This is a genomic window from Neorhizobium phenanthreniclasticum (assembly GCF_040066075.1).
GTDB lineage: Bacteria > Pseudomonadota > Alphaproteobacteria > Rhizobiales > Rhizobiaceae > Neorhizobium > Neorhizobium petrolearium.
The window spans coordinates 162,063-184,332 of sequence record NZ_JBEAAL010000007.1; the positions used below are offsets into that span (position 1 = coordinate 162,063).

The 22,270-nt window shown below is 60.8% G+C and carries 20 protein-coding genes; 4 read left to right on the forward strand and 16 right to left on the reverse strand.

The window, feature by feature from the left end; all coding sequences use genetic code 11:
- Positions 1-60: 60 nt before the first annotated feature.
- From ABK249_RS12460 to ABK249_RS12505, 10 genes are all read right to left on the reverse strand, one after another.
- Positions 61-399 carry an RcnB family protein gene (locus tag ABK249_RS12460; RefSeq protein WP_210056431.1) on the reverse strand — a complete coding sequence of 113 codons (339 nt, stop codon included), beginning with the start codon at positions 397-399 and terminating at the stop codon, positions 61-63.
- A 126-nt stretch (positions 400-525) separates the two neighbouring features.
- Positions 526-2,136, reverse strand: coding sequence for a glycoside hydrolase family 43 protein (locus ABK249_RS12465; protein ID WP_348863045.1), 1,611 nt, complete (start codon positions 2,134-2,136; stop codon positions 526-528).
- Between the two features lie 56 nt (positions 2,137-2,192).
- Complete coding sequence (mgrA, locus tag ABK249_RS12470) at positions 2,193-3,236, reverse strand: L-glyceraldehyde 3-phosphate reductase (RefSeq protein WP_348863047.1); 1,044 nt, start codon at positions 3,234-3,236, stop codon at positions 2,193-2,195.
- 62 nt (positions 3,237-3,298) lie between these two features.
- The gene (locus ABK249_RS12475) at positions 3,299-4,432 is read right to left on the reverse strand and encodes a Gfo/Idh/MocA family protein (protein ID WP_227702922.1); all 1,134 of its coding nucleotides are present in this window, start codon (positions 4,430-4,432) and stop codon (positions 3,299-3,301) included.
- 24 nt (positions 4,433-4,456) lie between these two features.
- The gene (locus tag ABK249_RS12480; RefSeq protein ID WP_227702923.1) at positions 4,457-5,218 is read right to left on the reverse strand and encodes a sugar phosphate isomerase/epimerase family protein; all 762 of its coding nucleotides are present in this window, start codon (positions 5,216-5,218) and stop codon (positions 4,457-4,459) included.
- 23 nt (positions 5,219-5,241) lie between these two features.
- Positions 5,242-7,674 carry a beta-mannosidase gene (locus ABK249_RS12485; RefSeq protein WP_348863048.1) on the reverse strand — a complete coding sequence of 811 codons (2,433 nt, stop codon included), beginning with the start codon at positions 7,672-7,674 and terminating at the stop codon, positions 5,242-5,244.
- 55 nt (positions 7,675-7,729) lie between these two features.
- Complete coding sequence (locus tag ABK249_RS12490) at positions 7,730-8,842, reverse strand: ABC transporter ATP-binding protein (RefSeq protein WP_227702925.1); 1,113 nt, start codon at positions 8,840-8,842, stop codon at positions 7,730-7,732.
- 6 nt (positions 8,843-8,848) lie between these two features.
- Positions 8,849-9,793, reverse strand: a complete 945-nt coding sequence (locus tag ABK249_RS12495) for a carbohydrate ABC transporter permease (RefSeq protein WP_227702926.1) — start codon at positions 9,791-9,793, stop codon at positions 8,849-8,851.
- The gene (locus tag ABK249_RS12500) at positions 9,786-10,688 is read right to left on the reverse strand and encodes a carbohydrate ABC transporter permease (RefSeq protein WP_037147141.1); all 903 of its coding nucleotides are present in this window, start codon (positions 10,686-10,688) and stop codon (positions 9,786-9,788) included. Before ABK249_RS12500 ends, ABK249_RS12495 begins: the two co-directional genes overlap by 8 nt.
- A gap of 94 nt (positions 10,689-10,782) precedes the next feature.
- Positions 10,783-12,018 (reverse strand): ABC transporter substrate-binding protein, encoded by a 1,236-nt coding sequence (locus tag ABK249_RS12505; RefSeq protein ID WP_348863050.1) that lies wholly within the window; start codon positions 12,016-12,018, stop codon positions 10,783-10,785.
- Positions 12,019-12,433: 415 nt separating this feature from the next.
- On the opposite strand from ABK249_RS12505, the gene ABK249_RS12510 reads away from it, so the two are divergent.
- Positions 12,434-13,486, forward strand: coding sequence for a LacI family transcriptional regulator (locus ABK249_RS12510; protein ID WP_348863051.1), 1,053 nt, complete (start codon positions 12,434-12,436; stop codon positions 13,484-13,486).
- Positions 13,487-13,526: 40 nt separating this feature from the next.
- Here ABK249_RS12510 and gndA read toward each other — a convergent pair whose 3' ends face one another.
- Entirely contained in the window at positions 13,527-14,957 is a 1,431-nt protein-coding gene (gndA, locus tag ABK249_RS12515) for an NADP-dependent phosphogluconate dehydrogenase (protein ID WP_348863052.1), read from the reverse strand.
- 219 nt (positions 14,958-15,176) lie between these two features.
- Between gndA and ABK249_RS12520 the strand changes: the two genes are divergently transcribed.
- From ABK249_RS12520 to ABK249_RS12530, 3 genes are all read left to right on the forward strand, one after another.
- Complete coding sequence (locus ABK249_RS12520; RefSeq protein ID WP_348863053.1) at positions 15,177-15,938, forward strand: AraC family transcriptional regulator; 762 nt, start codon at positions 15,177-15,179, stop codon at positions 15,936-15,938.
- A gap of 67 nt (positions 15,939-16,005) precedes the next feature.
- On the forward strand, positions 16,006-16,413 hold the full coding sequence (locus ABK249_RS12525; RefSeq protein WP_037147158.1) for an SRPBCC family protein: 408 nt from the start codon (positions 16,006-16,008) through the stop codon (positions 16,411-16,413).
- Positions 16,414-16,423: 10 nt separating this feature from the next.
- On the forward strand, positions 16,424-16,780 hold the full coding sequence (locus ABK249_RS12530; protein ID WP_037147161.1) for a VOC family protein: 357 nt from the start codon (positions 16,424-16,426) through the stop codon (positions 16,778-16,780).
- A gap of 3 nt (positions 16,781-16,783) precedes the next feature.
- Here the strand turns inward: ABK249_RS12530 and ABK249_RS12535 are convergent, their stop codons facing one another.
- The 5 genes from ABK249_RS12535 to ABK249_RS12555 all read right to left on the reverse strand — a co-directional run bounded on the left by ABK249_RS12535 (position 16,784) and on the right by ABK249_RS12555 (position 22,202).
- Positions 16,784-17,491 (reverse strand): PAS domain-containing protein, encoded by a 708-nt coding sequence (locus ABK249_RS12535; RefSeq protein WP_348863054.1) that lies wholly within the window; start codon positions 17,489-17,491, stop codon positions 16,784-16,786.
- Between the two features lie 186 nt (positions 17,492-17,677).
- Positions 17,678-18,607, reverse strand: coding sequence for a lipid A biosynthesis lauroyl acyltransferase (locus ABK249_RS12540; RefSeq protein ID WP_348863138.1), 930 nt, complete (start codon positions 18,605-18,607; stop codon positions 17,678-17,680).
- Between the two features lie 6 nt (positions 18,608-18,613).
- Positions 18,614-19,642, reverse strand: coding sequence for a zinc-binding dehydrogenase (locus ABK249_RS12545; RefSeq protein ID WP_227702932.1), 1,029 nt, complete (start codon positions 19,640-19,642; stop codon positions 18,614-18,616).
- 59 nt (positions 19,643-19,701) lie between these two features.
- Positions 19,702-20,988, reverse strand: a complete 1,287-nt coding sequence (locus ABK249_RS12550) for a beta-ketoacyl-ACP synthase (protein ID WP_348863056.1) — start codon at positions 20,986-20,988, stop codon at positions 19,702-19,704.
- A gap of 11 nt (positions 20,989-20,999) precedes the next feature.
- A complete protein-coding gene (locus tag ABK249_RS12555; protein WP_227702934.1) occupies positions 21,000-22,202 on the reverse strand; it encodes a beta-ketoacyl-ACP synthase in 1,203 nt (400 codons plus the stop codon).
- Positions 22,203-22,270 lie beyond the last annotated feature (68 nt).

Below are 22,270 nucleotides of genomic sequence, written 5' to 3' on the forward strand. Positions count from 1 at the left end.
GCAGAGCATGTCGCGCAAAAGTGAGCAGCGATTTTGCGATAATGACATGCTTTCAAGGCGTCAACGCGCTGCGATGATGCTGGAGATCACGCCGGTGGCGATGCCGACCAGCAGAAAATCGTTGTCGGCCTTGACCCAGCGATAACCGCGCGGCGGAGCCGAAAGGCGGTAGCGGCGGTAGTCGCGGATTTCGGCCATGTGCCGGCGCTCAGCGGGCGTCATGCGATGACCTTTGACCCAACGGGTCTTCTTGACGACCACCTTCTTCTTGACGACTACGTTCTTTTCGACGACCGGGCCGCGATGGCGATCCGGGCCATGGCGCCAGTCCTGTGCTTGAGCGGCAAGCGGTGCCGCAAGCACGGTTGCGGAAAGAAGGATCGCAAAAAACTTTCTCATCGGTGTTTCCTCGTGTTGAACACGCCCGGAAACTAGGCCTTGGATAATGAACCATAAGTGAACCGAAAATTACATTTCAGTAATGAAATTATGATCTTCCGGTAATTTTTTGATATTCAGAATTCACTATTTTAGCACCTCGTAAACAAAATGGCCGAAGTCCGCCGGCTTTGCCCGTCCCGAGGTGTCGAAGGCGAAGATGCCGGCAAAGGCGCCGGTGAACGAGCCATGCTCGCCGCGCCCGCCCTCGTCTGAGATGACGCCGGCATCGAGCATGGGGCCAAGAGCCACCCAGTCGTTCGAGCCGCCGCCCCGCCAGAAGAACTGAAGGTCGTTGTCGCGGATTTCCATCGCAAGATGGATCGAGCCGTCCGGGACGGAGACGCCGCTTTCGGCCGGAAAGCTCATGCGCCCGTGCGGAAAGTCGCCGGCGCAGGAGAAGATCGTCACGACACGGCCGAGCTTTTCATACAGCGTCACCACGACGGCATGGAACTTGTGGCGATTGTAGTAATGCGTCAGCCCCGCGACCTGCTGGTAGGTATCCGGCTCAAATTCGACTACGGTCTCGGTACGGAAGGAATGATGCTCCTGCCTGCGGGCGACCAGCGAGTGCTCGAACCAGGAGCCGATGCTTTCCCGGCCGAAGAGGCGCAGATGGCCTGGTCGTTCGGCGAGGCTGAAAAGCCGCTCCGGATGGGGCGTCCTCAGCCACTGGAATTCCGGCGGCAGGCTCGGCTTGTCGAAAGTGCGTTCGATGCGCGTTGGCTTTTCGATCGACTCGGCACCGGTCGGTGCCGGCACGTCGACATCGGGAACGACGCCGCCCTGGACGAGATAGAGCCAATCATCTTCCCATATGCATTTCTGGATCGCGGTTTCGCGGCCGAGCGTGCACCGCCGGTGGGGCGGCAGCGGACGGCCGCAGAGATGCGTATGATAGGCCTCACCCGCCGGCGTCTCGACATATTGCCCGTGCCCGGCACGTTGCAGGACGGCATTCGGGTGATCCTTCGAGGTGATGAGATGCGTCTGCGGATGCATCTCGTACGGCCCTTCGATCGCTCGCGACCGCGCCATGGTGACCGCATGCTCGTAACCGGTGCCGCCTTCGGCGGTCGTCAGATAATACCAGCCGTTCCGCTTGAAGAGATGCGGACCTTCAACGAGCCCCAGCGGGCTGCCGGCAAAGATGTTTCTGACAGGACCTTTCAGCGCCCTCGCCTTCGGATCCCATTCCTGCAGAAGGATGCCGTCGAAGGCCGGATGTTTCGGTGCGCCGCCGTAGCTTTCGGTGCGATGGTTCCATTGCATGTTGAGAAACCACCTGCGGCCGTCATCGTCATGGAAAAGCGACGGGTCGAACCCCGAAGAATTGATATAGACGGGATCGGACCATTCCCCTTCGATGGTTGGCGAGGTGACGATATAGTTATGCGCGTCCTTGAAATTGCCGTCGAAACGCTTGACGTCGGTATAGACGAGCCAGAACAGGCCGTCGGCATGGGAAAGGCATGGCGCCCAGATGCCGCAACTGTCGGGATTGCCGCGCATGTCGAGCTGGCTGGCGCGTTCCAGCGGCCGGCGCACCAAGGTCCAGTTCACGAGATCGCGCGAATGGTGAATCTGCACGCCCGGATACCATTCGAAGGTCGAGGTGGCGATATAATAATCCTCGCCGACACGGCAGATGGACGGATCGGGATTGAAGCCCGGCAGGATCGGATTGCGGATCATGTCTCCTCCCAGTGACAGGTGAGAATGCCCGGCAGCGAGCTTGCCGGGCGGGATGGTCAGCGTTGCGGCCCCTTGCGCTCGGCCGAAGCAGCCCAGAGATTGATATCGGCGTCCTTTGCGTAAGTATCGATCTCCGCGAGCTCCGCAGCCGTGAAATCCGGCTTTTCGAGAGCCTGCACGCAATCCTCGACCTGCTCCGGCCGGCTGGCGCCGATCAGCGCCGTCGTGACACGGCCGCCGCGCAAAACCCAGGCGATCGCCATCTGCGCGAGTGTCTGGCCACGCCTTTCAGCGATCGCATTCAGCGCGCGCAGGTTTGCAACGTTCCTCTCGTTGAGGAAGGCGGCGCGCAGCGACTTGCCTTGCGCCGCACGGCTTTCCTCCGGAATGCCGCCGAGATATTTCGACGTCAGCATGCCCTGTGCCAGCGGTGAAAAGACGATCGAGCCGATACCGAGGTCTTCCAGCGTGTCGAGCAGACCGTCTTCTTCCACCCACCGGTTGATCATCGAATAGCTCGGCTGGTGGATGAGGACCGGCGTGCCGAGCTCCTTCAGGATCGCCGTGGCTTCGCGAGTGCGCTTCGAATTGTAGGACGAGATGCCGACATAAAGCGCCCTGCCCGACCGGACGATGTGGTCGAGTGCACCACAGGTCTCTTCGAGCGGTGTTTCCGGGTCGAAGCGGTGCGAATAGAAGATGTCGACATAGTCGAGGCCCATGCGCTTCAGGCTCTGGTCGCAGGACGCGATGAGATACTTCCGGCTGCCCCACTCGCCGTAAGGCCCGGGCCACATGTTGTAGCCGGCTTTCGACGAGATGATCAGTTCGTCGCGATAGCCCCCGAAATCCTCCCGCAGGATCTGGCCGAAGGCGAGTTCCGCACTGCCGGGCTTCGGGCCGTAGTTGTTGGCAAGGTCGAAATGCGTGATGCCGAGATCGAAGGCCTTGCGGCAGATCGCAGCCTTGCGTTCATGTGGCGTGTCGTCCCCGAAATTGTGCCAGAGGCCGAGTGAGATCGCCGGAAGCTTGAGCCCCGAACGGCCGCAGCGGTTGTATTTCATGGTTTCGTAGCGGTGTGCCGCCGGTTGCCAGGACATGACGCCCTCCTGTGTCGTGGATGGAAGCGGGCGCGAACGGCCCGCTTCAAACACATAGCGGATCAGCGCAGAAGCGCCAGTGCCTCGTCGATGCCGAGTGCGGCCGGCTGGGTGCACGTCGTGGAGAGCTCGATGAACCGGCCCTCTTCCCCTGATTTCAGGATCGAGGTCATGACATCGACGCCGTGCAGCGTGCGCTCCAGCGAGCAGCGCGGGTCACGCCCCTCGATGAGCGCCATCGCCATGTCCGCAAGACCTGCGGTGCGGTAGTTCGCCCTTGGCCCCTGCGGATGTTCCTGATTATCGATGCCGAACGGATGATCCCACGGTTCCAGCGGCTGGATGTCCTTGTTGCGGCCGCTGGCCTCGACGATGCCGCCGAAAAAATTCGGGTCCGGCACGAAGATCGAACCCTCGGTGCCGTAAAGCTCCATGTTGGCGTGGCGGTGCGACCAGACATCCCAGCTTGCCGAGAGCGTGATCGTCGCGCCGCTGACGAATTCCAGAAGCGCGTGGATATTGGTCGGAGTCTCGACCGGGATGACCTGGCCTTTCAGCGGTTCGCTGGTGATGGTGCGGGTCTTGTTGGCCATCGAAGTCAAAGCACCCACCCGCTTCACCGGACCGATGAGGTTGATGAGATTGGCGATGTAATACGGCCCGAGATCGAGAATCGGCCCGCCGCCTTCCAGGAAGAAGAAGCCAGGATTGGGATGCCACATCTCCATGCCGGGGCTCATGACGTGGCAGGTGCCGGATGTGATGCGGCCAACGCCGCCCTCGTCGATATGTTTGCGGGCGAGCTGATGCGAGCCACCGAGGAAGGTGTCCGGCGCGCAGCCGACGGCAAGCCCCTTCTCCCTCGCAAATGCCTGCAGCGCCTTGCCCTCTTCCAAGGTCACCGTCAGCGGCTTTTCGGAATAGACGTGCTTGCCCGCTTCGAGGATGGCCTTCGAGACGGAGAAATGCGCCGCCGGGATCGTCAGGTTGACGATCACGTCGAGTTCGTCATTGGCAAGCAGGTCGGAGATCGACTGCGCCTTGACGCCGTATTCCGCGGCGCGCATTTCGGCCGCATCGTCGCTGAGGTCGGCGCAGGCAAGCACCTTCAATCCCCTGAAGAGCGGCGCAAGCTTGAAATAGGTGGTGGAAATATTGCCGCATCCCATGATGCCGACGCCAAGTTCCCTAGGCATGGAAAAACTCCGGAATCTCTGTGATCAATAGGTCTTGAACGAGGCGATCGAACGCGTGAGCAGCCGTTCGACATCCTTCGGATTGTCGTGTTCGAGAACGTAATGTTTCGCCGGCGTCTTCCTGAGCGCCGCCATCAGATCCTTCCACGGCACCGTGCCGTAGCCGACATCGGCCCAACCGTCTTCGTCCGTGTTTTCACCGGCCGGCGCAATGTCCTTCACATGCACCGCAGTGATACGCTTGCCATAGCTTTCGATCCACCCGTAGGGATCGGCGCCGCCGCGGATGAGCCAGGCTATGTCCGCTTCCCAGGCGAGATCGGGACCGCCGGCGAGAATCTGTTCCTGCGGTGTCGAGCCATCGCCAAGCGTCTTGAACTCGAAGTCATGGTTATGCCAGCCGAATGTATAGCCGGCATCCTGATACCGCTTGCCGGCTTCCTGAAGGCGCTGGCCGAAGGCAAACCAGCCGGCGGCGTCGCTCGGCCGCTGATCGGGCATGAGGAAGGGGCAATAGATTGCCACCATGCCGAGCGTCTTGGCGATGAGCAGTGCCTGCGCCGGCTCCTTTTCAAGGAGATCGAGACCGAAATGGCCGGTCGGCATGGTAAGCCCGTTGGCGTCGAGATCGGCCCGCAATGCTTTCAGGCCGGCCTCATCGAGCGTCGCATAGAGGCCGCCATACCCTTCGACTTCCGAATATCCGGCCCTGGCGACCTGCTTCAGGATGTCGGAGAGCGGCGGAAAATTGCGGGCGCAATAAAGCTGAAAACCGAGTTTCGTCATGTGATCCTCCCTTGAAAAGAGCCTCAGCCTGCCGCTTGGCAGGAATAGAGATCGTAGATGCGGAATTGCGGAGCCGCACCGACGGGCGCGGCGGGCGTGAAGGTGATGCGGCGGCTTTCGCCGGCAGCAAGATCGAAGGCATTGTCGGAATAGCGCCCGGCGGTGCCGCTCTCGATCAGCACGAAAAGGGCAAGGCCTCTGGCCTGGACGAGGAGATCAAACGCGCCATCACCGGCTGGAGACACGGAAAACTCAAGACCCGACGGCTCCAGCTCCAGCGCTTTGTAAGTGCCCAGGACATGATGCCCCTCCCCGCCCATGCCGTTGGAAACGGTAAAACTCCAGGCAAGGATCAAGCCTTCGGGAATGTCCGAAACAGGTAGGGTCAATGCGGTCACTGCAGCATCCGGCGTGCACACGGCCTCAATGCTCTGCAACGGGCTGCGCTCGCCGTTCAGGGTGAGAAGCGACAGATTGATGGTCACCGTCGCATCCTCGGGCGTATCATTGACCAGCGAGATGCGGATGCTCTTTCCGTCCTCCGATGGGATGGCCGCCACCGCGACCGGCTGGAAAAAGCGGCGGGCCATGTAGTGCAGCACCTTCCAGCTTCCGCCGTAATCGAGGCTCGACCAGGAGGCAACCGGCCAGGTGTCGTTGAGCTGCCAGTAGAGCGTGCCCATGCAATGGGGCTTCAGGGACCGCCAGTAATCGACAGCCGTCCTGATCGCGAGGCCCTGCTGTACCTGGCTCAGATAGACGAAATTGGCAAAATCCTTCGGGAAACGGAAATTGCGGAACATCGTGCCGGCTATCCGCTCGTTGCCGCCGGCATTCTTCTGGTGGTGCTCCATGACCGGAGAGGCGATATTCATGTCCCTCTGAGCAGCATAGGTCTCGATCACCGGCAGCGACGTGTAGGACTGGAAACCGAATTCCGAGCAGAAGCGCGGCCGGACCGACCGGTAATCGCTAAACGGCTTGTTCTCGTGCCAGACGGACCAGTAATGCATGTCGCCGGAACCGTCCGCATGCCAGGCGTCGCCATAGTCGAGATAGCCCGACGCAGGGCTGGACGGCCACCAGATCGCCTCCGGTGCCACTCTTTTCAACGCTTGCTCGACCGTGCGGTTCAAGCGGTCATAGGACACGAGATAGCGGTCGCGATTGCCGCGCGATTCCGGGAACCAGGTCAGCGCTCCGACCAATTCGTTGTCACCGCACCAGATGACGATCGAGGGATGTGAGATCAGCCGGCGAACCTGATCATCCACCTCTGCCTCGACGTTTTCGAGGAAGTCGGGCGTCGAGGGGTAGAGGTTGCAGGCGAACTGGAAATCCTGCCAGATCATCAGGCCCAGCCGGTCGCAGAGATCGTAGAACCAGTCCTGTTCATAGAAACCGCCGCCCCAGACGCGGATCATGTTCATGTTGGCGTCCACTGCCGAACGCAGCAGGTCTCCGGTCTTTTCCGGGCTTGTCAGCGAAAAGAGCGCGTCCGCCGGAATCCAGTTGGCGCCTCGGCAGAAGATTTCACGGCCGTTGATGCGGAAGGCGAAGCGACTGCCGGCTTCGTTCGGATCGGTCAGCAGCTCGACCCTGCGAAGACCGATCTGCCGGACGACCGTTTCGGCCGGAACTTCGACGACGAGTTCGTAGAGCGCCTGTTCGCCGCTTCCCGCCGGCCACCAGAGCCTTGGGTTCTTGATTTCGAAGACGTGATGAATGGTGGTCGTACCCGCGTCGATGCCGCAATCGAGCCGTACCCGTTCTCCGTCGAGTGAAAAGTGGACAGGCAGTATCCCGGGCTCCCCGGCATAGAGCGTCAGCGCCACATACAGTTCGACCCCATCATTGTGATGTCTCTGTGTGGTGACGACGTGTTCGATGCGGGCCGTATCGAGCTTTCGCAAGGCAATCGCGCCATAAAGGCCAAGCGGTGCCAACGCGATATTCCAGTCCCAGCCGAAATGGCATTGCGGCTTGCGCAGCATGTTGCCGTTGGGGATCGGGCAATTGGCCGTGGAATAAGGAATGTAGAAAGGCTGATGCGCCTGCCGGTCGGCGCCTGCCGCGATATTCGAATGGAAATGGATGCGGATCGTGTTCTCGCCAGGTCGAAGTGCCGATGAAACATCGGGCCGGTAGCGGCGGAAGCAGTTGTCGGCCGAGAGCACCGGGACGTCGTTGACGAAGACGATCGCGACCGTATCGAGATAGGTGATGTCGAGATACCAGCTGCCGTCCGGATCATCGAGCACGAAGCGCCGCTCGATGATCCAGTCTGCATGAGCCACCCATTGGACAGCGTCTTCGTTCCGCCCGAAATACGGGTCCGGAATGATGCCTGCGGATTTCAACGCAGTGTGGACGTCTCCCGGTATCGGCATCATGGCCCGATGCTCTCCATCGGCAGACGCAAGCTGCCATGAACCCGAGAGGTCGATCACGGTCATGCCGCAACCTCTGAAATGTCATGCCGTGCCGATCGGGCCCCACTCCAGCCAAACATCAGATGCGTTCTTCCGTTTCGGCATCGAAAAGCGACGCCATGCTCATGTCGAACCCGACGCGGACCTTGGTGCCGACCGCATACCGCCGCGCTCCGCCGATGCGGGCGGTTACCGCATGGCCCGCATGCTTCAGCCAGAGAAGATTGTCGGCGCCCATCGGCTCCTCGATCTCGACCACGGCGTCATGCACTTCTCCGCCCTGGATGTCACCGTCCACCTTTATGTGCTCCGGCCGGACACCAAGAATGACCTTGCGGCCCGGGGTAAGCGGCTTGGAGGCCTCGTAGCCGTCGAGCGAGAAGCTGGTGCCGTCGGTTTTGAACACAACGCGGCCGCCCTCCTCCGAAAGCTCGCCTTTGAGAAAATTCATCGACGGCGAACCGATGAAACCGGCGACGAAACGGTTCCTCGGCCGATTGTAGATCGTCGTCGGGTCATCGAGCTGCTGGATGACGCCGTTTTTCATGATGGCAATGCGGTCGGCGAGCGTCAGCGCCTCGATCTGGTCGTGGGTTACGTAGATCATCGTGTTCTTGAGCGATTGGTGCAGTCGCTTGATCTCGACGCGAAGCTCCGAACGCAGCTTGGCGTCGAGGTTCGAAAGCGGCTCGTCGAACAGGAAGACGTCGACATCGCGCACCAATGCACGGCCGATCGCGACGCGCTGCCGCTGGCCGCCCGAAAGCTCCGCCGGCTTGCGTTTGAGAAGCGGCTCGATCTGCAGGATGCCGGCGGCACGCGACACGCGCTTGGCGATCTCATCCTTGGGGAGGCCTGCGACACGCAGGCCGAAGGACAAATTCTTCTCGACCGTCATCTGCGGATAGAGCGCGTAGGACTGGAAGACCATGCCGATGCCGCGGTCTTTGGGTTCCTCCCAGGTGACGTTCTTGTCCTTGATGAAGATCTGGCCCTCGGTCGGCTCCAGCAGTCCGGCGATACAGTTCAGGAGTGTGGACTTGCCGCACCCGGACGAGCCGAGCAGCACCAGGAATTCCCCGTCGCGGATATCGAGGTTCAGGTTTTCCAGAACCTTCACCGAGCCGAAGGAAAGCGACAGATCCCGAATGGAAACGCTGTTCTGCTTTTTGATGGAAACGGTGTCATGCATCAGGCTTTACCCTTTGACTGCGCCGGCGGCGATGCCGCGGACGAAAAGCCGGCCGGAAACGAAATAGACGATCAGGGGAACGGCACCCGTCAGCAGCGTCGCCGCCATGTTGACGTTATATTCCTTCACGCCCTGGACCGAGTTGACGATGTTGTTGAGCTGCACGGTCATCGGATAGGTATCCGGCCGGGTGAACACCACGCCGAACAGGAAGTCGTTCCAGATACCCGTCACCTGCAGGATCATTGCGACCACGAAGATCGGCAGCGACATCGGCAGCATGATCCGGAAATAGATCTGCCAGAAGCCTGCACCGTCGATGCGCGCCGCCTTGAACAACTCGACCGGCAGCGATGCGAAGTAGTTGCGGAACAGCAGCGTCAGTATCGGCATTCCGAAGATCGTGTGAACGATGACGAGGCCGGTCAGCGTACCGTATATGCCCAGTTCCCGAAGCACGATGACGATCGGATAGATCATCACCTGGTAAGGAATGAACGCACCGATGATGAGGATCGAGAAGAAAAGCTCGGCCCCCTTGAAGCGCCAGTTGGCAAGCGCATAGCCGCTAACGGAAGCAACCGCGATCGACACCACCACCGACGGCACAAGGATGCGCACGGAATTCCAGAAGCCGCGCGAAAGCCCGTCGCAGTTGAGGCCGGTGCAGGCCTGCGCCCAGGCCTTCACCCAGGGTTCGAAAGTGATCTCCATCGGCGGAGCGAAGATGTTGCCGAGCCGCACCTCCGGCATGCCCTTGAGCGAGGTCACGACCATCACATAGAGCGGCAGGAGGTAATAGAGTGCCGCGACCGTAAGCGTTCCATAGAGCACGATATTGCGCCGCGAGAGCACCCTTTTCGGCTTGCGGCCGCTGGGACCGGAGGCGAGCCCCCGCGAAACCGCATCGATGCCGGCTACGGTCGTATTGAGAGTGGAAACGTCAGCCACGCTTGCGCCCTCCGAATTCGAGATAGGCCCAGGGAATGATGATGATCGCGATCGTCAGCAGCATCATGGTCGATGCAGCAAAGCCCTGACCGAGATTCTGTGCCTGAAACATATAGTCGTAGACGTATTTGGCCGGCACTTCCGAGGCGTTTCCGGGTCCACCGCTGGTCTGGGCCACGACGAGGTCGTAGACCTTGACGATGCCGCTGGCGATCAGGACGAGCGTGGTGATGAAGACCGGCCGCATCATCGGAATGACGACGAAGATATAGGTGCGCCACATCGGTATGCCGTCGACGCGCGCCGCCTTCCAGATGTCTTCGTCGATGCCGCGGAGACCGGCCAGCATGAGGCACATGACAAGTCCCGTGCCCTGCCAGAGCGCTGCAATCAGGATGCCGTAGATGACGATATCCGGATTGTAGAGCGGATCGAACGCGAAGCTTTCCCAGCCGAGCGACCGCACAATGCCCTGAATGCCGAATTCCGGGTTGAGAACCCATTGCCACACGAGACCGGTGACGATGAAGGACAGTGCGAAGGGATAGAGGAAAATGGTGCGGAACGTGTTCTCGAAACGGATCTTCTGGTCCATCAGAGCCGCGAGCACGAAGCCGATGACGAGGCTGAAGATGAGCGACAGGATTCCGTATACCGCCAGGTTCTGGATGGAAATCATCCAGCGCGACGAAGCCCAGAGACGTTCGTACTGATCCAGGCCGACGAAATTGAACCGCGGCAGAAGCCTTGAATTGGTGAAGGAATAAACGACGGTCCACAGCGTGCCGCCGAGAAAGATCACCACCGCGATGAGGATCATCGGGATCGAGGCGATCTTCGAGTTGAGATTACGCAAGAGATGGTTGGGCCGACCTGATGGAACGGTTTTCGCCATGTTTCCTCCTCGATCGCGGTTGCAGTATTCCCGCACCCCTTTTCCCGGCCCCGCCTTGCGGGCGGAGCCGGTTACGACAGGCAATGAGACGGGATCAGTCCGCCGAGCCGATGATTTCCGCAAAGCGCTCCTGCGCCTGTTCCGGCGTGATCGATGTGCCGGCGAAGAATTCGGACATCAGGTCCTCCTTCTGCTTCTGCGTATCGGCGGAAACCAGCTGGTCGGTACTGGTGACGACGTTGCCCTTCGAGATGATCTCGATGCCTTTCTTCATGCAGTCGTTGGCGGCTGCGAGATCCACGTCACCGCGGATCGGCACCGATCCCTTCTTCAGGTTGAACGCAACCTGGGTTTTCGGATCGACGATCGTTTCGGCCAGGATGCCCTGCGCCTTGGACTTTTCCTCATCGTCCAGAAGCGGGAAATAGAAGGCGTCGCCCCCGGTCGCCAGAACTTGGTTGAGGCCGAGGCCCGGAAGGCAGGTGTAGTCCGTGCCGGCCTTCTTGCCGGCGATCTGGAATTCGCCCTGCGCCCAGTCGCCCATGATCTGTCCGCCGGCCTTGCCGGTGAGGACGAGATTGGTCGCCTGGTTCCAGTCCTGGACGTTGGAGCCCTTCGCCAGCTGGCGCGCTTGATCGGCGGCAGCGAAAATCTTCGCCATCTCCGGTCCGGCAGCGGCTTCCTCGTCCTTGTCCTTGTAAACTTTCTCGTAGAGTTCCTTGCCGCCGATGGCGATCACCAGCGTGTCGAACAAACCGTTGGCCTGCCACGGCTGCCCGCCGAGCGCGAGGGCCTGCAGGCCCGCCTTCTGCAGGGCCGGCGCCGCGGCCACGAACTCGTTCCAGTTCGTCGGCACCGGTACGCCCGCCTTCTGGAAGGCTTCATTCGAAAGCCACAGCCACTGCCAGGAATGGATATTGACAGGCGCGCAGTAGATCTTGCCGTCGATCGTGCAGGAATCGAGCAGGCTGACAGGCTTGATGACTTCCCTCCACTTGCCTTTCTCCGCAACGGCGGTGAGGTCGCGCATCAGGCCAGCCTGCACCAGTTCTTCGGCCTGACGACCATGGTTGAACTGCGTCGCGGCCATCGGATCGCCGCCGGTGATGCGGCTGATCATGATGGGGCGCGCCGTGCTGCCGGAACCTGCGATGGCACCATCCACCCACTTGTTGCCGGTGGCATCAAAAGCCTTGGCGAGTTCCGCGACCGCTGCGGCTTCGCCGCCGGATGTCCACCAGTGGGTGACTTCCAGATCGGTGGCGTGGGCCGCTCCGGGCGGCAGCACGACGGTTGCGGCCAGAATGGCTGTCATAGCACGAATATTCATGAGTCTCCTCCCTCACTGAAACGTTGCCGTGAAAACGTATGCCAATCAGATAAATCGCGCAACCGGTCTGGCTGGAAAAAAATCGGGATCCGAGAAAATACAATTTATAAGGGAAAACGCCCTCATCCTCTCAGATCGCCGATCTCCCCGATCGGCCAAGAAATTCGCCGCAATCACGAGGAATACGGTCGATTCTCACTCATTCCCATTTCGCGAGTGCAAAAATCCTCTCGCATATGCGTTGTGCAACCGGAAGATATATGGTTCTGCGGACCTGGAAATTTTCCCTCGACATTTTACCTGTAACGTTTCAGTTTTATGCCTGACGTGGAGGAGAAAAGAAAGGGTCGCTCCGTTTTCAGGCAAGCTTGAACTCACTATAGTGATCTCCTGACTCGGGTAGTGACGGCGGATAATGGACGACAGCGGAAGACCAAGAACGCTCGGAGCGCGGGACGCGGTCCGCGAGCGCCCCACCTTGAAGACAATCGCCTATATGACAGGGCTGGGGATAACCACCGTCTCACGGGCGCTGAAGGATGCGCCTGATATCGGCGCAGAGACCAAGGAGCGGGTGCGCCTCGTCGCCAACCAGCTCGGTTATCAGCCGAACCGCGCAGGCGTCAGGCTGCGCACCGGCAAGACCAACGTGATCGCCCTCGTGCTCAGTATCGACGAGGAACTGCTGGGCTTCACCAGCCAGTTGGTGCACGGCATTTCCGAAGTGCTGGGCGGCACGCAATATCACCTCGTGGTGACGCCGCATTCCTTCGAGAAGGATCCGATGGTGCCGGTGCGCTACATTCTCGACACGGGTTCAGCCGACGGCGTGATCATTTCGCGTATCGAACCCGATGATGCGCGGGTGCGGTTGATGACGGAGCGCAACCTCCCCTTCGCAACGCATGGGCGCACGGATATGGGCATCGTGCATCCCTTTCACGACTACGACAACGAAACTTACGTTTATCAGGCTGTCCAGAAGCTCGTCCAAAAAGGCCGCAAACGTATTGCGCTTCTCGCGCCCCAGAGCCGTTTTTCCTTCTACACCCACAGCCGTATCGGCTTTGAACGCGGTTTGACGGATTTCGGTGCGACGGAAGTGCCCATGGGCCGCGTGACGAGTGAAACCCCGCTGGACGAAACTCGTGCCTACGCAGAACGGCTGATGCGTTCGGCCGGATCGCCGGACGGCATCATCTCGATCAGTGGATCGGCAACGATCGCCCTGGTCGCCGGCCTCGAAGCGGCCGGCAAGAACCTCGGTATCGATGTCGATGTCGTCTCGAAACAGTCGGCGGAATTCCTGAACTGGATCCGGCCGGAAATCTATACCGTCAACGAGGACGTGCGGCAGGCCGGGCGCGAGCTCGCGAAGGCTCTGATGGCGCGTATCGACGGCGTGGCACCCGAACTCCTGCAGAGCATCGCCCAGCCGGTCTGGTCAAAAATGGGCCCGAAGGATTGAAAAGCCCGCCCATGCGGGCTTTTTCCATCGCTCAGGTGAATCAGGCGAATTCCTCAAGGCCGCTGCCCCAGGGGCCGTGATGCTTGTCGACGCCGTCGAGGCGGTCGAAGCCGTGGGCGCCGAAGAAGTCGCGTTGCGCCTGGATGAGGTTCGCCGTGCCCCGGCTGCGGCGGTAGGCATCGAAATAGGAAAGCGCCGACGAAAGCGCCGGGACCGGCAGGCCGGACAGCGCCGCGTAGGAGACGACCCGGCGCAGCGCGCCATCGGTTTCCTTGACCATCTTCGAGAAGGCCGGCGTGACGATGAGGTTCGCGACATGCGGGTCCTTGGTGAAGGCCGAAGTGATCTCGTCGAGGAACTGCGACCGGATGATGCAGCCGGCGCGCCAGATCCTGGCGATGGTCGGCATCGGCAGGTTCCAGTTGTATTCGGCGGATGCCGCGGCCATCACCGCGAACCCCTGGGCATAGGCACCGATCTTGGCGGCGAGCAGCGCATTCTCGAGATCGGCCAGGAAGGCCATGCCGTCCTTCGGCCTCTCGGCTTTCGGCAGACCGAAAATCCTCTCGGCCGCAACACGTTCCTCACGCTGTGACGACAGGATGCGGCCGGCGACGGCCGCCTCGATGGCGGTCGCCGCAACACCCATGTTCTGCGCCTCGATGACCGACCACTTGCCGGTGCCCTTCTGGCCGGCGCGGTCGACGATGACATCGACCATCGGCTTGCCGGTGATCGGGTCATTCGCCTTCAGCACCTTTTCGGATATCTCGATCAGGTAAGAGTTGAGGCGGCCGGTATTCCAGCGGCCGAAGACGTTGCCGATTTCCGACGCGCTCATGCCGAGGCCGTCGCGCAGGATGCCGTAGATCTCGGCGATCATCTGCATGTCGGCATATTCGATGCCGTTGTGGATCGTCTTGACGAAATGGCCCGCACCGTTTTCTCCGAGCCATGCGACGCAAGGCTCGCCGTTGAACTTGGCAGAGATCGAGGTGAGCACCTTCTCGACGCGCTTCCAGCTTTCCTCCGTGCCGCCGACCATGATCGACGGGCCGTGGCGAGCTCCCTCCTCGCCGCCGGAAACGCCCATGCCGATGAAGGTGAGACCGCTGTCCTTCAGATTGTCGAAACGGCGCATCGTATCGCGGAAGTTCGCATTGCCCGCATCGATCATGATGTCGCCGGCCGAAAGATACGGCTTCAGATGCTCCATCTGCTGGTCGACCGGATCGCCGGCCTTGATCATGATGATGATCGGCCGCGGTGGCCGGATGGCGGCAACGAATTCTTCCAGCGTCTCGCAGGGGACGATCTGGTTCTGCAATGCGCCGGCCTCGGCATGGAACTTGCGCGTCACTTCCGCAGTGCGGTTGAAGACGGCAATCTTGTTACCTTTTTCGGCGATGTTGAGGGAGAGGTTAGAGCCCATGACGCCGAGCCCGATAAGGCCGATTTCTGCCTGTTCCACGGATGTGCCTCCATTTGAAGATTCGGGGCTGTTGTCGCACTCAAATTACCAAACGGCAAGGCAAAGGCGGCATTAAACGATTAAATTTCGGTGACATTCCGTCTTCATCCGGGCAACGAACGGGACCGGGAATGAGTGTCTGTGGCCTGTGCTCCTCCGCCAGCTGCGGTGCCTTGCAAGTGCCGTTTTCCGGTGCGACAAGGACTTTGTGAGCAAGTCATGAATGCCAGGACAGAGACACCCTTGCTGGCCATGCGCGCCGGCATCTACAGCGAGCAGCCTGCGACCGGGGAGCTCGACAAGCTTTTCCGTTGCTCATGGTCCCATACGTTGCCGGGTGACTTCCAGGGCCGCATGATCGTTGTGCCCGACGGCTGTTCGGATCTGATCTTTGCCGGTGGCCGGCTGATGATCGTCGGCCCGGATCGCACAGCCGCCTTCCCTGCCGTTGCTGCCGGAGAAACAATCCTCGGCTTGCGCTTCAGGCCGGGTGCCGCGCTGCGGTGGCTCGACGTTCCGCTCAACGAACTCGTCGGAAAGGCCATCCCCCTGTGGGACCTGAACCGTGACACGCAGGAAATCGAAGAACAGCTTGCCAATGAAAGCAGCCTCGCCGGAAGGCGCGCGCTCCTTCACGCATGGGCGCTCAGGAAATCCGTGGCGACCGCTGACCCAAGGAGCGACATGGAAGCGCTCTTCAACGGCCTCAGCAATGGTACGCTTCATGATGTCTCGGCACAGGCAACATTCGGCGAACGCACCCTGCGGCGGCAAAGCCGTGATCATTTCGGTTACGGCCCGAAGATGCTCCAGCGCATCCTTCGTTTCCAGCGCTTTCTCCGCCTGACCCGCACGTCCTCCTCGCAGAGTCTGGCTATCCTGGCGCTGGAGGCCGGTTATGCCGACCAGGCCCATATGACGCGCGACGTAAAGGAATTCACGACGCTGACGCCGCAGGATATCCGCCGACAGCTCGCCTGATTGTCCGTTTTGTTCAAGAAATCCCAGCTTCTTGTCGGTAGGTTTTCGGGAAATCGAGGAAACGATCATGACGACAATGCCCGCCCGTATCATCCATATCGGCATCGAAAGGCCCTGGTTGGAGGTCTATGACTTCGCAAGCAGACCTGAGAACATGCCGCTCTGGGCGTCCGGTCTGTCCTCCGGCCTGACCCGCGAAGGCGAGGACTGGATCGGCGACGGCGGACCGATCGGCAAGGTGCGCGTGCGGTTTGCCCCACCGAACCGGTTCGGTATCATTGACCATGTGGTGAGCATGGAGAACGGCCTTGTCGTGGAAAATCCGTTGCGGGTGGTGGCGAATGGCGATGGTGCGGAAGTCATGTTCACGCTGCTCCAGCGCCCGGACCTGGACGATGCGGCCTTCGAGGCGGACGCCGCGCATATACGGAAAGATCTGAAGGCGCTGAAAGACCTGCTGGAAGACAAGAAATAGGAGAGCACCCATGGGAGCCAAGGGCGCGGATCGCAAGATAGATTACATCGAATTCAACGTGCGCGACATAGGAAGAGCCAAGGCATTCTATGGCACTTCTTTTGGCTGGACCTTCACCGACTACGGTCCGGACTATTGTGAATTCCAGGACGGACGACTGACCGGCGGTTTTGCGAAATCAGCCGATATCAACGCCAAGGGCGGTGCGCTGATCATCCTTTTCGCGGACGAGTTGGAGGACGCCCAGGCACGGATCGAGAAGGCCGGCGGCAAGATCGTCAAGCCGATCTTTTCCTTTCCCGGCGGACGGCGGTTCCATTTCGCCGATCCGGAAGGCTACGAACTGGCCGTTTGGTCCGACAGATAATCGCTATGCTGCCGAACGCCGTCGGCGATCGGCAGTTTCCTGCATGACCAGCAACGCGCCGACAGGCTGCGATGAGCCGGAGATGCAGGGCGACATGCGGCAGCGGATGACCACAGTCTGGCCGTCCACCTGGTCTGCATAAGTGAAGGAGACGCTTTCGCCCTTGAAGCACCGCTCGAGGCCTGGCTTGAATTCGTTCTTGAAACGGTGAATGCCCACGAATTCCGCGAAATGGCGGCCGATCAGTTCGTCCCGCGACACGTCAAGACGCCGCGCATTCGTTTCGTTGGTGTAGAATATCCGGTAGCTGGGCGCGATGACGACAATCCGGTCGGATATGCGGTTGAGAAGCGCATCGTCGAGAAATCCGTCTGCCGTTGCATCCGCAATGATCGACGTTTCGCCTGGCTCGGGCTGACGGTTGGCCGACTGGCCGGTTTGCGGAGCGACGTAACGCTCTACGAGCATCCGCAGCAGGTGCCCGTTGCGGCGGACGCAACTGCGGTCGTCGGCCTCTTCGTTCAGGAGATCGAGCGCGAACCGGAACTGCGCCTGAATACTGGCCGGATCTTTTCCCTGAGAAGAGAAAATTGCGAGCATGAGAGGATCAAGGTCGCGATCGAGCGCGACGGTTGCCAGCGTATCATTCCGTTCGACCGCCTGACGCAGATCGGTATATTTGGACCAGAAGAGATCGATCAGCGCTTGCAAAAATACCCCCTCGCCCCCTCTATCTGGAGACTGCCGCCAATCCTTCCCCTGCGACCGGCGCTTCGTCATCAAATCCGCCAGACATTAATTCTTCTCCTCAAGGACGGACCCAAATTTTGGTCGATGACTTAACGTAGAACGCTCAGCCATGCGGCTCCAAGTTGTATCCAGGGATCATCTGAAGATTTACAGATACCGCTTGATATGCCACCGGTCGTGGTACCAGAGCCATTGCTCGGGATACTCCCGCACCCAGCTCTCCACCTTGTCGTTGAGCATCTGGCCGGTTGCCTGGAGGTCGAGATTACCCTTCTCGTCGCGCGGCAGCTCAATCTTCGGCTCGATCTCCAGCCGGTAGCGGTTGTCGGGCAGACGGATGCAACGTGCAGGATAGACCTCCGCGTTGAACTGCCGGACGAGTTTGGCGAGCAGCGGGTTGGTTTGTACCGGCCGGCCGAAGAACGTCGTCATAAGGCCCTTGCGGAACTTCTGGTCGACTAGCACGCCGACGCCGCCGCCCTGTTCCAGGCGGCGGGCGAGCGCAAAGGACGAACCCGCATGCGAAGGCACGAGCTGGCCCATACGGCTGGCACGGAAGGCAAAGACCTTTTCCGCGATATACGGGTTGTTCGGCGGCCGGAAGAGCACCATGACCTCCAGGCCGAAGGCCTTTCCGGCAACAGGCAGAAGCTCGAAATTGCCGGTATGGGCCGTGAAGACGATGAAAGGTCGCGGATTGTCGCGCAGGTCGACGAAGATCGGAATGCCCGACACTTCCACCCTGCCCGGCTCCGTTCTCTCCGGATCGAAATCGAACAATCGGTCGAGGAAAACATATTCGGCCGCAAGCCGTCCCATATGGCCCCAGCTCGCGATCGCGATCTGCTCCAGTTCTTCGTCGGTCTTTTCCGGGTAAGCATTACGCAGGTTGACGAGCATCAGCTTGTGCCGGCCGAGCCTGGGGCCGATACGACGCGCCATGCGATCGGCAAAACGGATCGCGGGATCGGCAGGAAAAACCTTGAGAAGATTGAGGAAGCCGAACGCAACCAGCGCCACCAGCCATTGCCGGAAGTTTCTGAGCGCGATGACGATCCGTGTGAGGAAGAGCTTCAAGGGCATTCAGTCCATGCGGAGCACGATCTTGCCGAAGACCTGGCGGGTTTCCATGCGCTCCAGCGCCTTGTCGATCTCGTCGAAGGTGACTTCCGTGTCGATGACCGGGTGGACGATACCCTGGGCCATCTTCTGCATGGCGTCCGCCATGTTCTCCATGCGGCAGCCGAACGAGCCGAGCAGTTTCAGCTGCTGCTGGAAGAGCATCATCAGGTTCATCTCGGTCGAGACGCCTGAGGTCGAGCCGCAGGTGACGAGCCGCCCGCCACGTTTCATGGACAGCATAGAGCCGGCCCAGGTATCCTTGCCGACATGTTCGAAGACCACGTCGACGCCCTTCTTTCTGGTGAGCTTGCGCACCACGCCCTCGAACCGGTCGGTGCGATAGTTGATGACGTGATCGGCTCCGAGAGCCTTCGCCCTTTCGATCTTGTCGTCGGAGCCGACGGTGGTAATGACGGTGCAGCCCGTCTTCTTGGCGAGCTGGATCGCCGCGCTGCCGATACCGGAGCCGCCGGCATGCACGAGGATCGTCTCGCCCGGCTGGAGCCTGGCGTTGTCGAAGAGCATATGCTCCACGGTGCCGAAGGTGACCGGTGCGAGCGCTGCGCCCACAGCATCGACGCCCGGAGGCGCCGGCACGAGAAGACGCGCGGGAAGATTGGCCTTCTCCTGCGCAAAACCGTCGAGATGGAAGCCGTGCACGCCGGAAACGTTTTCACAGAGATTGTCGCGCTTTTCGCGGCAGGGCTTGCAGAGACCGCAGGTGCGCGCACCGTAGATCGACACGAGCTGGCCCGGCAGGACATTCGAGACGCCCGGACCGATTGTCTCGACGACACCGGAGGCCTCCGCGCCGATCGTCAGCGGCATCTTGCGCTTGGCAAACGCCATGCCGCGCCAGCCCCAGACGTCGATGTGGTTAAGCGCCACGGCTTTGACCCGCAACGTGACCTCGCCCGGCCCGGGCGCTTCGGGTTCGCGGATGTCCACGGCCTCGAGCTTACGGTCATCGATCAGTTGCAGAGCGCGCATAATAAATTTTCCTTCGCCCGAAGGCGTTCCAACTCGTCAAACGTGATTGGCGACGGTCTCTAAGCCGGTTCCAGCGTCATGACAAGGCTAGCGTTCTGTCCACCGAAGCCGAAGGAGTTCGAAAGCACGGCGTTGGCCTGAGCGTCCCGCTTCCTGTTCGGCACCACATCGAGCACGATCGTCGGATCGGGATTGGTGTAGTTGATCGTCGGCGGCAACGTGCCTGTAAGCATCGTCTGGATCGAGAAGACGGCTTCCACGGCGCCTGCAGCCGTCAGCGTATGCCCGATCATCGACTTGTTCGACGAGACGGGAATATCCTTCAGCCCGTCGCCGAAGACGGCGAGCATGGCGCCATACTCCATCTTGTCGTTTTCCGGCGTCGAGGTGCCATGCGCATTGATATAGCCGATCCCCGTTTCGTCCATGCCGGCATCAGCAAGTGCCGCGCGGATCGTGGCGATTGCCGGGCCGCCATCCGGAGAGGAACGCGTGCGATGGAAATGGTCCGCCTTCTCGCCGCAGCCCTTCATGATGCCGAGGATCTTTGCGCCGCGAGCGATGGCTGACTCCAGCGATTCGAGCACCAGGGTTGCAGCACCTTCGGCGATGACAAAACCGTCGCGATCCTTGCTGAATGGCTTCGACGCCTTTTCCGGCGGATCGTTCTGGGTGGAAAGCGCCGAGAGCAGCGAGAAGCGGATCAAAGCCTCGGCACTCACCGAGCCGTCGGTCGCAACCGTCAGCGCGCGATCGGTACGGCCCTGGCGGATCGCTTCCACGCCAAGCTGGATCGCGGTGGCGCCGGATGCACAGGCCGTCGAGAGCGTTACCGGAAGCCCGCGTGTGCCGAACGTATCGGAAAGACGCTCCGAGATTGAACCGAACTGCACGGCTTCGAGGAAGACGGGATCGGGACGCTCGCGCATGGCCGCCAGGAAGCGGTCATAGGCATCGCCTTCCGTCTTTGATGGCGGAGCGCGATCGGCAAGCGCGAAACGGTCGCTCCATTCCGGCTCGACCGGGGGGGCCGCGAGAAACAGCGGACCGTCGAAATCGCCTGAAAGACCCGCCTGTGCGAGCGCTTCCATAGTGGTTTCGCGCGCGAAGGCGAAGGAACGCTCGACGGAATTTTCAGCCGGAACGGGAATGAAATCGACCGTGCCGCTGATCCTGGTGGAAAGCTTGTCCGTCGGAAAACGAATGGTCTTGTGGATGCCGGACGTGCCGGAGGTCAGCGCTGCCCAGTTGTCCGCGAGCCCCTGGCCGAGCGAGGTCAGGACGCCCATGCCGGTGATGGCGACGATCGGGCGGCCGAGATGATCCTTGAAGCGATTATCGCTCATCAAAATCTCCTTTACGCGGCCGAGAGGACAGCAAGTCCCTCGCCGCGCGTATAACCGATCGTCGTCACCACCGCATGCTTGGCGGGCGCCGTCATCGGCTGTTCGTTCTGGGCATCGAATGTAGGAATGCGCGCGGCGCCATCCAAGCTGAGTGCCGCAAGTGCAAGGCCAAGCGGGAACTGCGCTTCCATGCCGTGTCCGGTCACTCCGCCATAAGCGCGGATCGGCATTCCCGGAAACTCCTTCTCAAGCAGCAGCTTTTCACGGGCGGCAAGATCGACAAGACCGCTCGTGCCGGACAAGACGACCGTATCATCCTTCGAAAGACCGGAGGCATGGCTGGCAAGTCGCGTCAGGCGCTTTTCGAGCTTGCCTTCGTTGCGATTGCCGCGGTCGCCTTCGATCGCGTGGATGACGGCATAGATATGCGCGCCACGGGCTTCGGCATGCGCGCGGGATTCGAGCACCAGGAAAGCGCCGACCGACCCCATGATCAAGCCACCGCCATTGTCCGGGGACCGTGACCAGATCGGATGCCAGTCCCCCGTCGCATGGGCGCGGATACCCTCGACAAGCAGGATGATATCGGCACGCTCGGCAACGAAGGCGCCGCCGACGAGGCTGTGGCTCGACTGGCCCGCCTTGATGCGGTGGAAGGCGGTCTCAACGGCAGAAATGCCAGCCGATTCCTCGCCCATGAAGGTGCGCGACGAGCCGGTGACCTTATGGACGATGGAAATATTGCCGGCGACGAGATTGGAAAGCTGGGCAAGAAACAGCGTCGGTCGAAGCTCGGTCGTCAGTTTCTCGTTGAGCAGCATCTCGCGGTCATTGCGCTTCAGCGCTTCGTCGACGATCAGGGAATCGACCTTGATATCGCGTTCGCCGCCGCCGGCGGCCACGATCATGTCCATCGAGGCACAGGCTTCCGCATCTGTCTTGAGACCGGCATCGTCGAGCGCAAGACCAGCGGAAAAGACGCCGAGCCGCTGCCAGTTCTCCATCTGGCGCTGGTCACCGCGCTTCGGGATCTGCGCCGACCAGTCGATTTCCGGCATGGGATGGACCGGATAGGGAGCGAAACGTTCCGTCTCGACCCTGGGCGCACCCGCATCGGCGGAAGAGAGAAGCGCAACGTGCGGCTCCTTCCCGACGCCCTGGCAGGTAACGATCCCGATCCCGGTAATCACGACATCATTGTCAGACTTCATCATGTCCTCTTTGCCCATCGGCTGATGGATGAGCGTCCAGCAAATCCAGGAACATGGAAACCGGTTTTCCG

Excerpts from the sequence above, each read along its gene's own strand:
- ABK249_RS12460 (WP_210056431.1), bottom strand. The coding sequence starts at position 399 with ATGAGAAAGTTTTTTGCGATCCTTCTTTCCGCAACCGTGCTTGCGGCA.
- ABK249_RS12465 (WP_348863045.1), bottom strand. The coding sequence starts at position 2,136 with ATGATCCGCAATCCGATCCTGCCGGGCTTCAATCCCGATCCGTCCATC.
- mgrA (WP_348863047.1), bottom strand. The coding sequence starts at position 3,236 with ATGTCCTGGCAACCGGCGGCACACCGCTACGAAACCATGAAATACAAC.
- ABK249_RS12475 (WP_227702922.1), bottom strand. The coding sequence starts at position 4,432 with ATGCCTAGGGAACTTGGCGTCGGCATCATGGGATGCGGCAATATTTCC.
- ABK249_RS12480 (WP_227702923.1), bottom strand. The coding sequence starts at position 5,218 with ATGACGAAACTCGGTTTTCAGCTTTATTGCGCCCGCAATTTTCCGCCG.
- ABK249_RS12485 (WP_348863048.1), bottom strand. The coding sequence starts at position 7,674 with ATGACCGTGATCGACCTCTCGGGTTCATGGCAGCTTGCGTCTGCCGAT.
- ABK249_RS12490 (WP_227702925.1), bottom strand. The coding sequence starts at position 8,842 with ATGCATGACACCGTTTCCATCAAAAAGCAGAACAGCGTTTCCATTCGG.
- ABK249_RS12500 (WP_037147141.1), bottom strand. The coding sequence starts at position 10,688 with ATGGCGAAAACCGTTCCATCAGGTCGGCCCAACCATCTCTTGCGTAAT.
- ABK249_RS12505 (WP_348863050.1), bottom strand. The coding sequence starts at position 12,018 with ATGAATATTCGTGCTATGACAGCCATTCTGGCCGCAACCGTCGTGCTG.
- ABK249_RS12510 (WP_348863051.1), top strand. The coding sequence starts at position 12,434 with ATGGACGACAGCGGAAGACCAAGAACGCTCGGAGCGCGGGACGCGGTC.
- ABK249_RS12520 (WP_348863053.1), top strand. The coding sequence starts at position 15,177 with ATGAATGCCAGGACAGAGACACCCTTGCTGGCCATGCGCGCCGGCATC.
- ABK249_RS12525 (WP_037147158.1), top strand. The coding sequence starts at position 16,006 with ATGACGACAATGCCCGCCCGTATCATCCATATCGGCATCGAAAGGCCC.
- ABK249_RS12530 (WP_037147161.1), top strand. The coding sequence starts at position 16,424 with ATGGGAGCCAAGGGCGCGGATCGCAAGATAGATTACATCGAATTCAAC.
- ABK249_RS12545 (WP_227702932.1), bottom strand. The coding sequence starts at position 19,642 with ATGCGCGCTCTGCAACTGATCGATGACCGTAAGCTCGAGGCCGTGGAC.
- ABK249_RS12550 (WP_348863056.1), bottom strand. The coding sequence starts at position 20,988 with ATGAGCGATAATCGCTTCAAGGATCATCTCGGCCGCCCGATCGTCGCC.
- ABK249_RS12555 (WP_227702934.1), bottom strand. The coding sequence starts at position 22,202 with ATGATGAAGTCTGACAATGATGTCGTGATTACCGGGATCGGGATCGTT.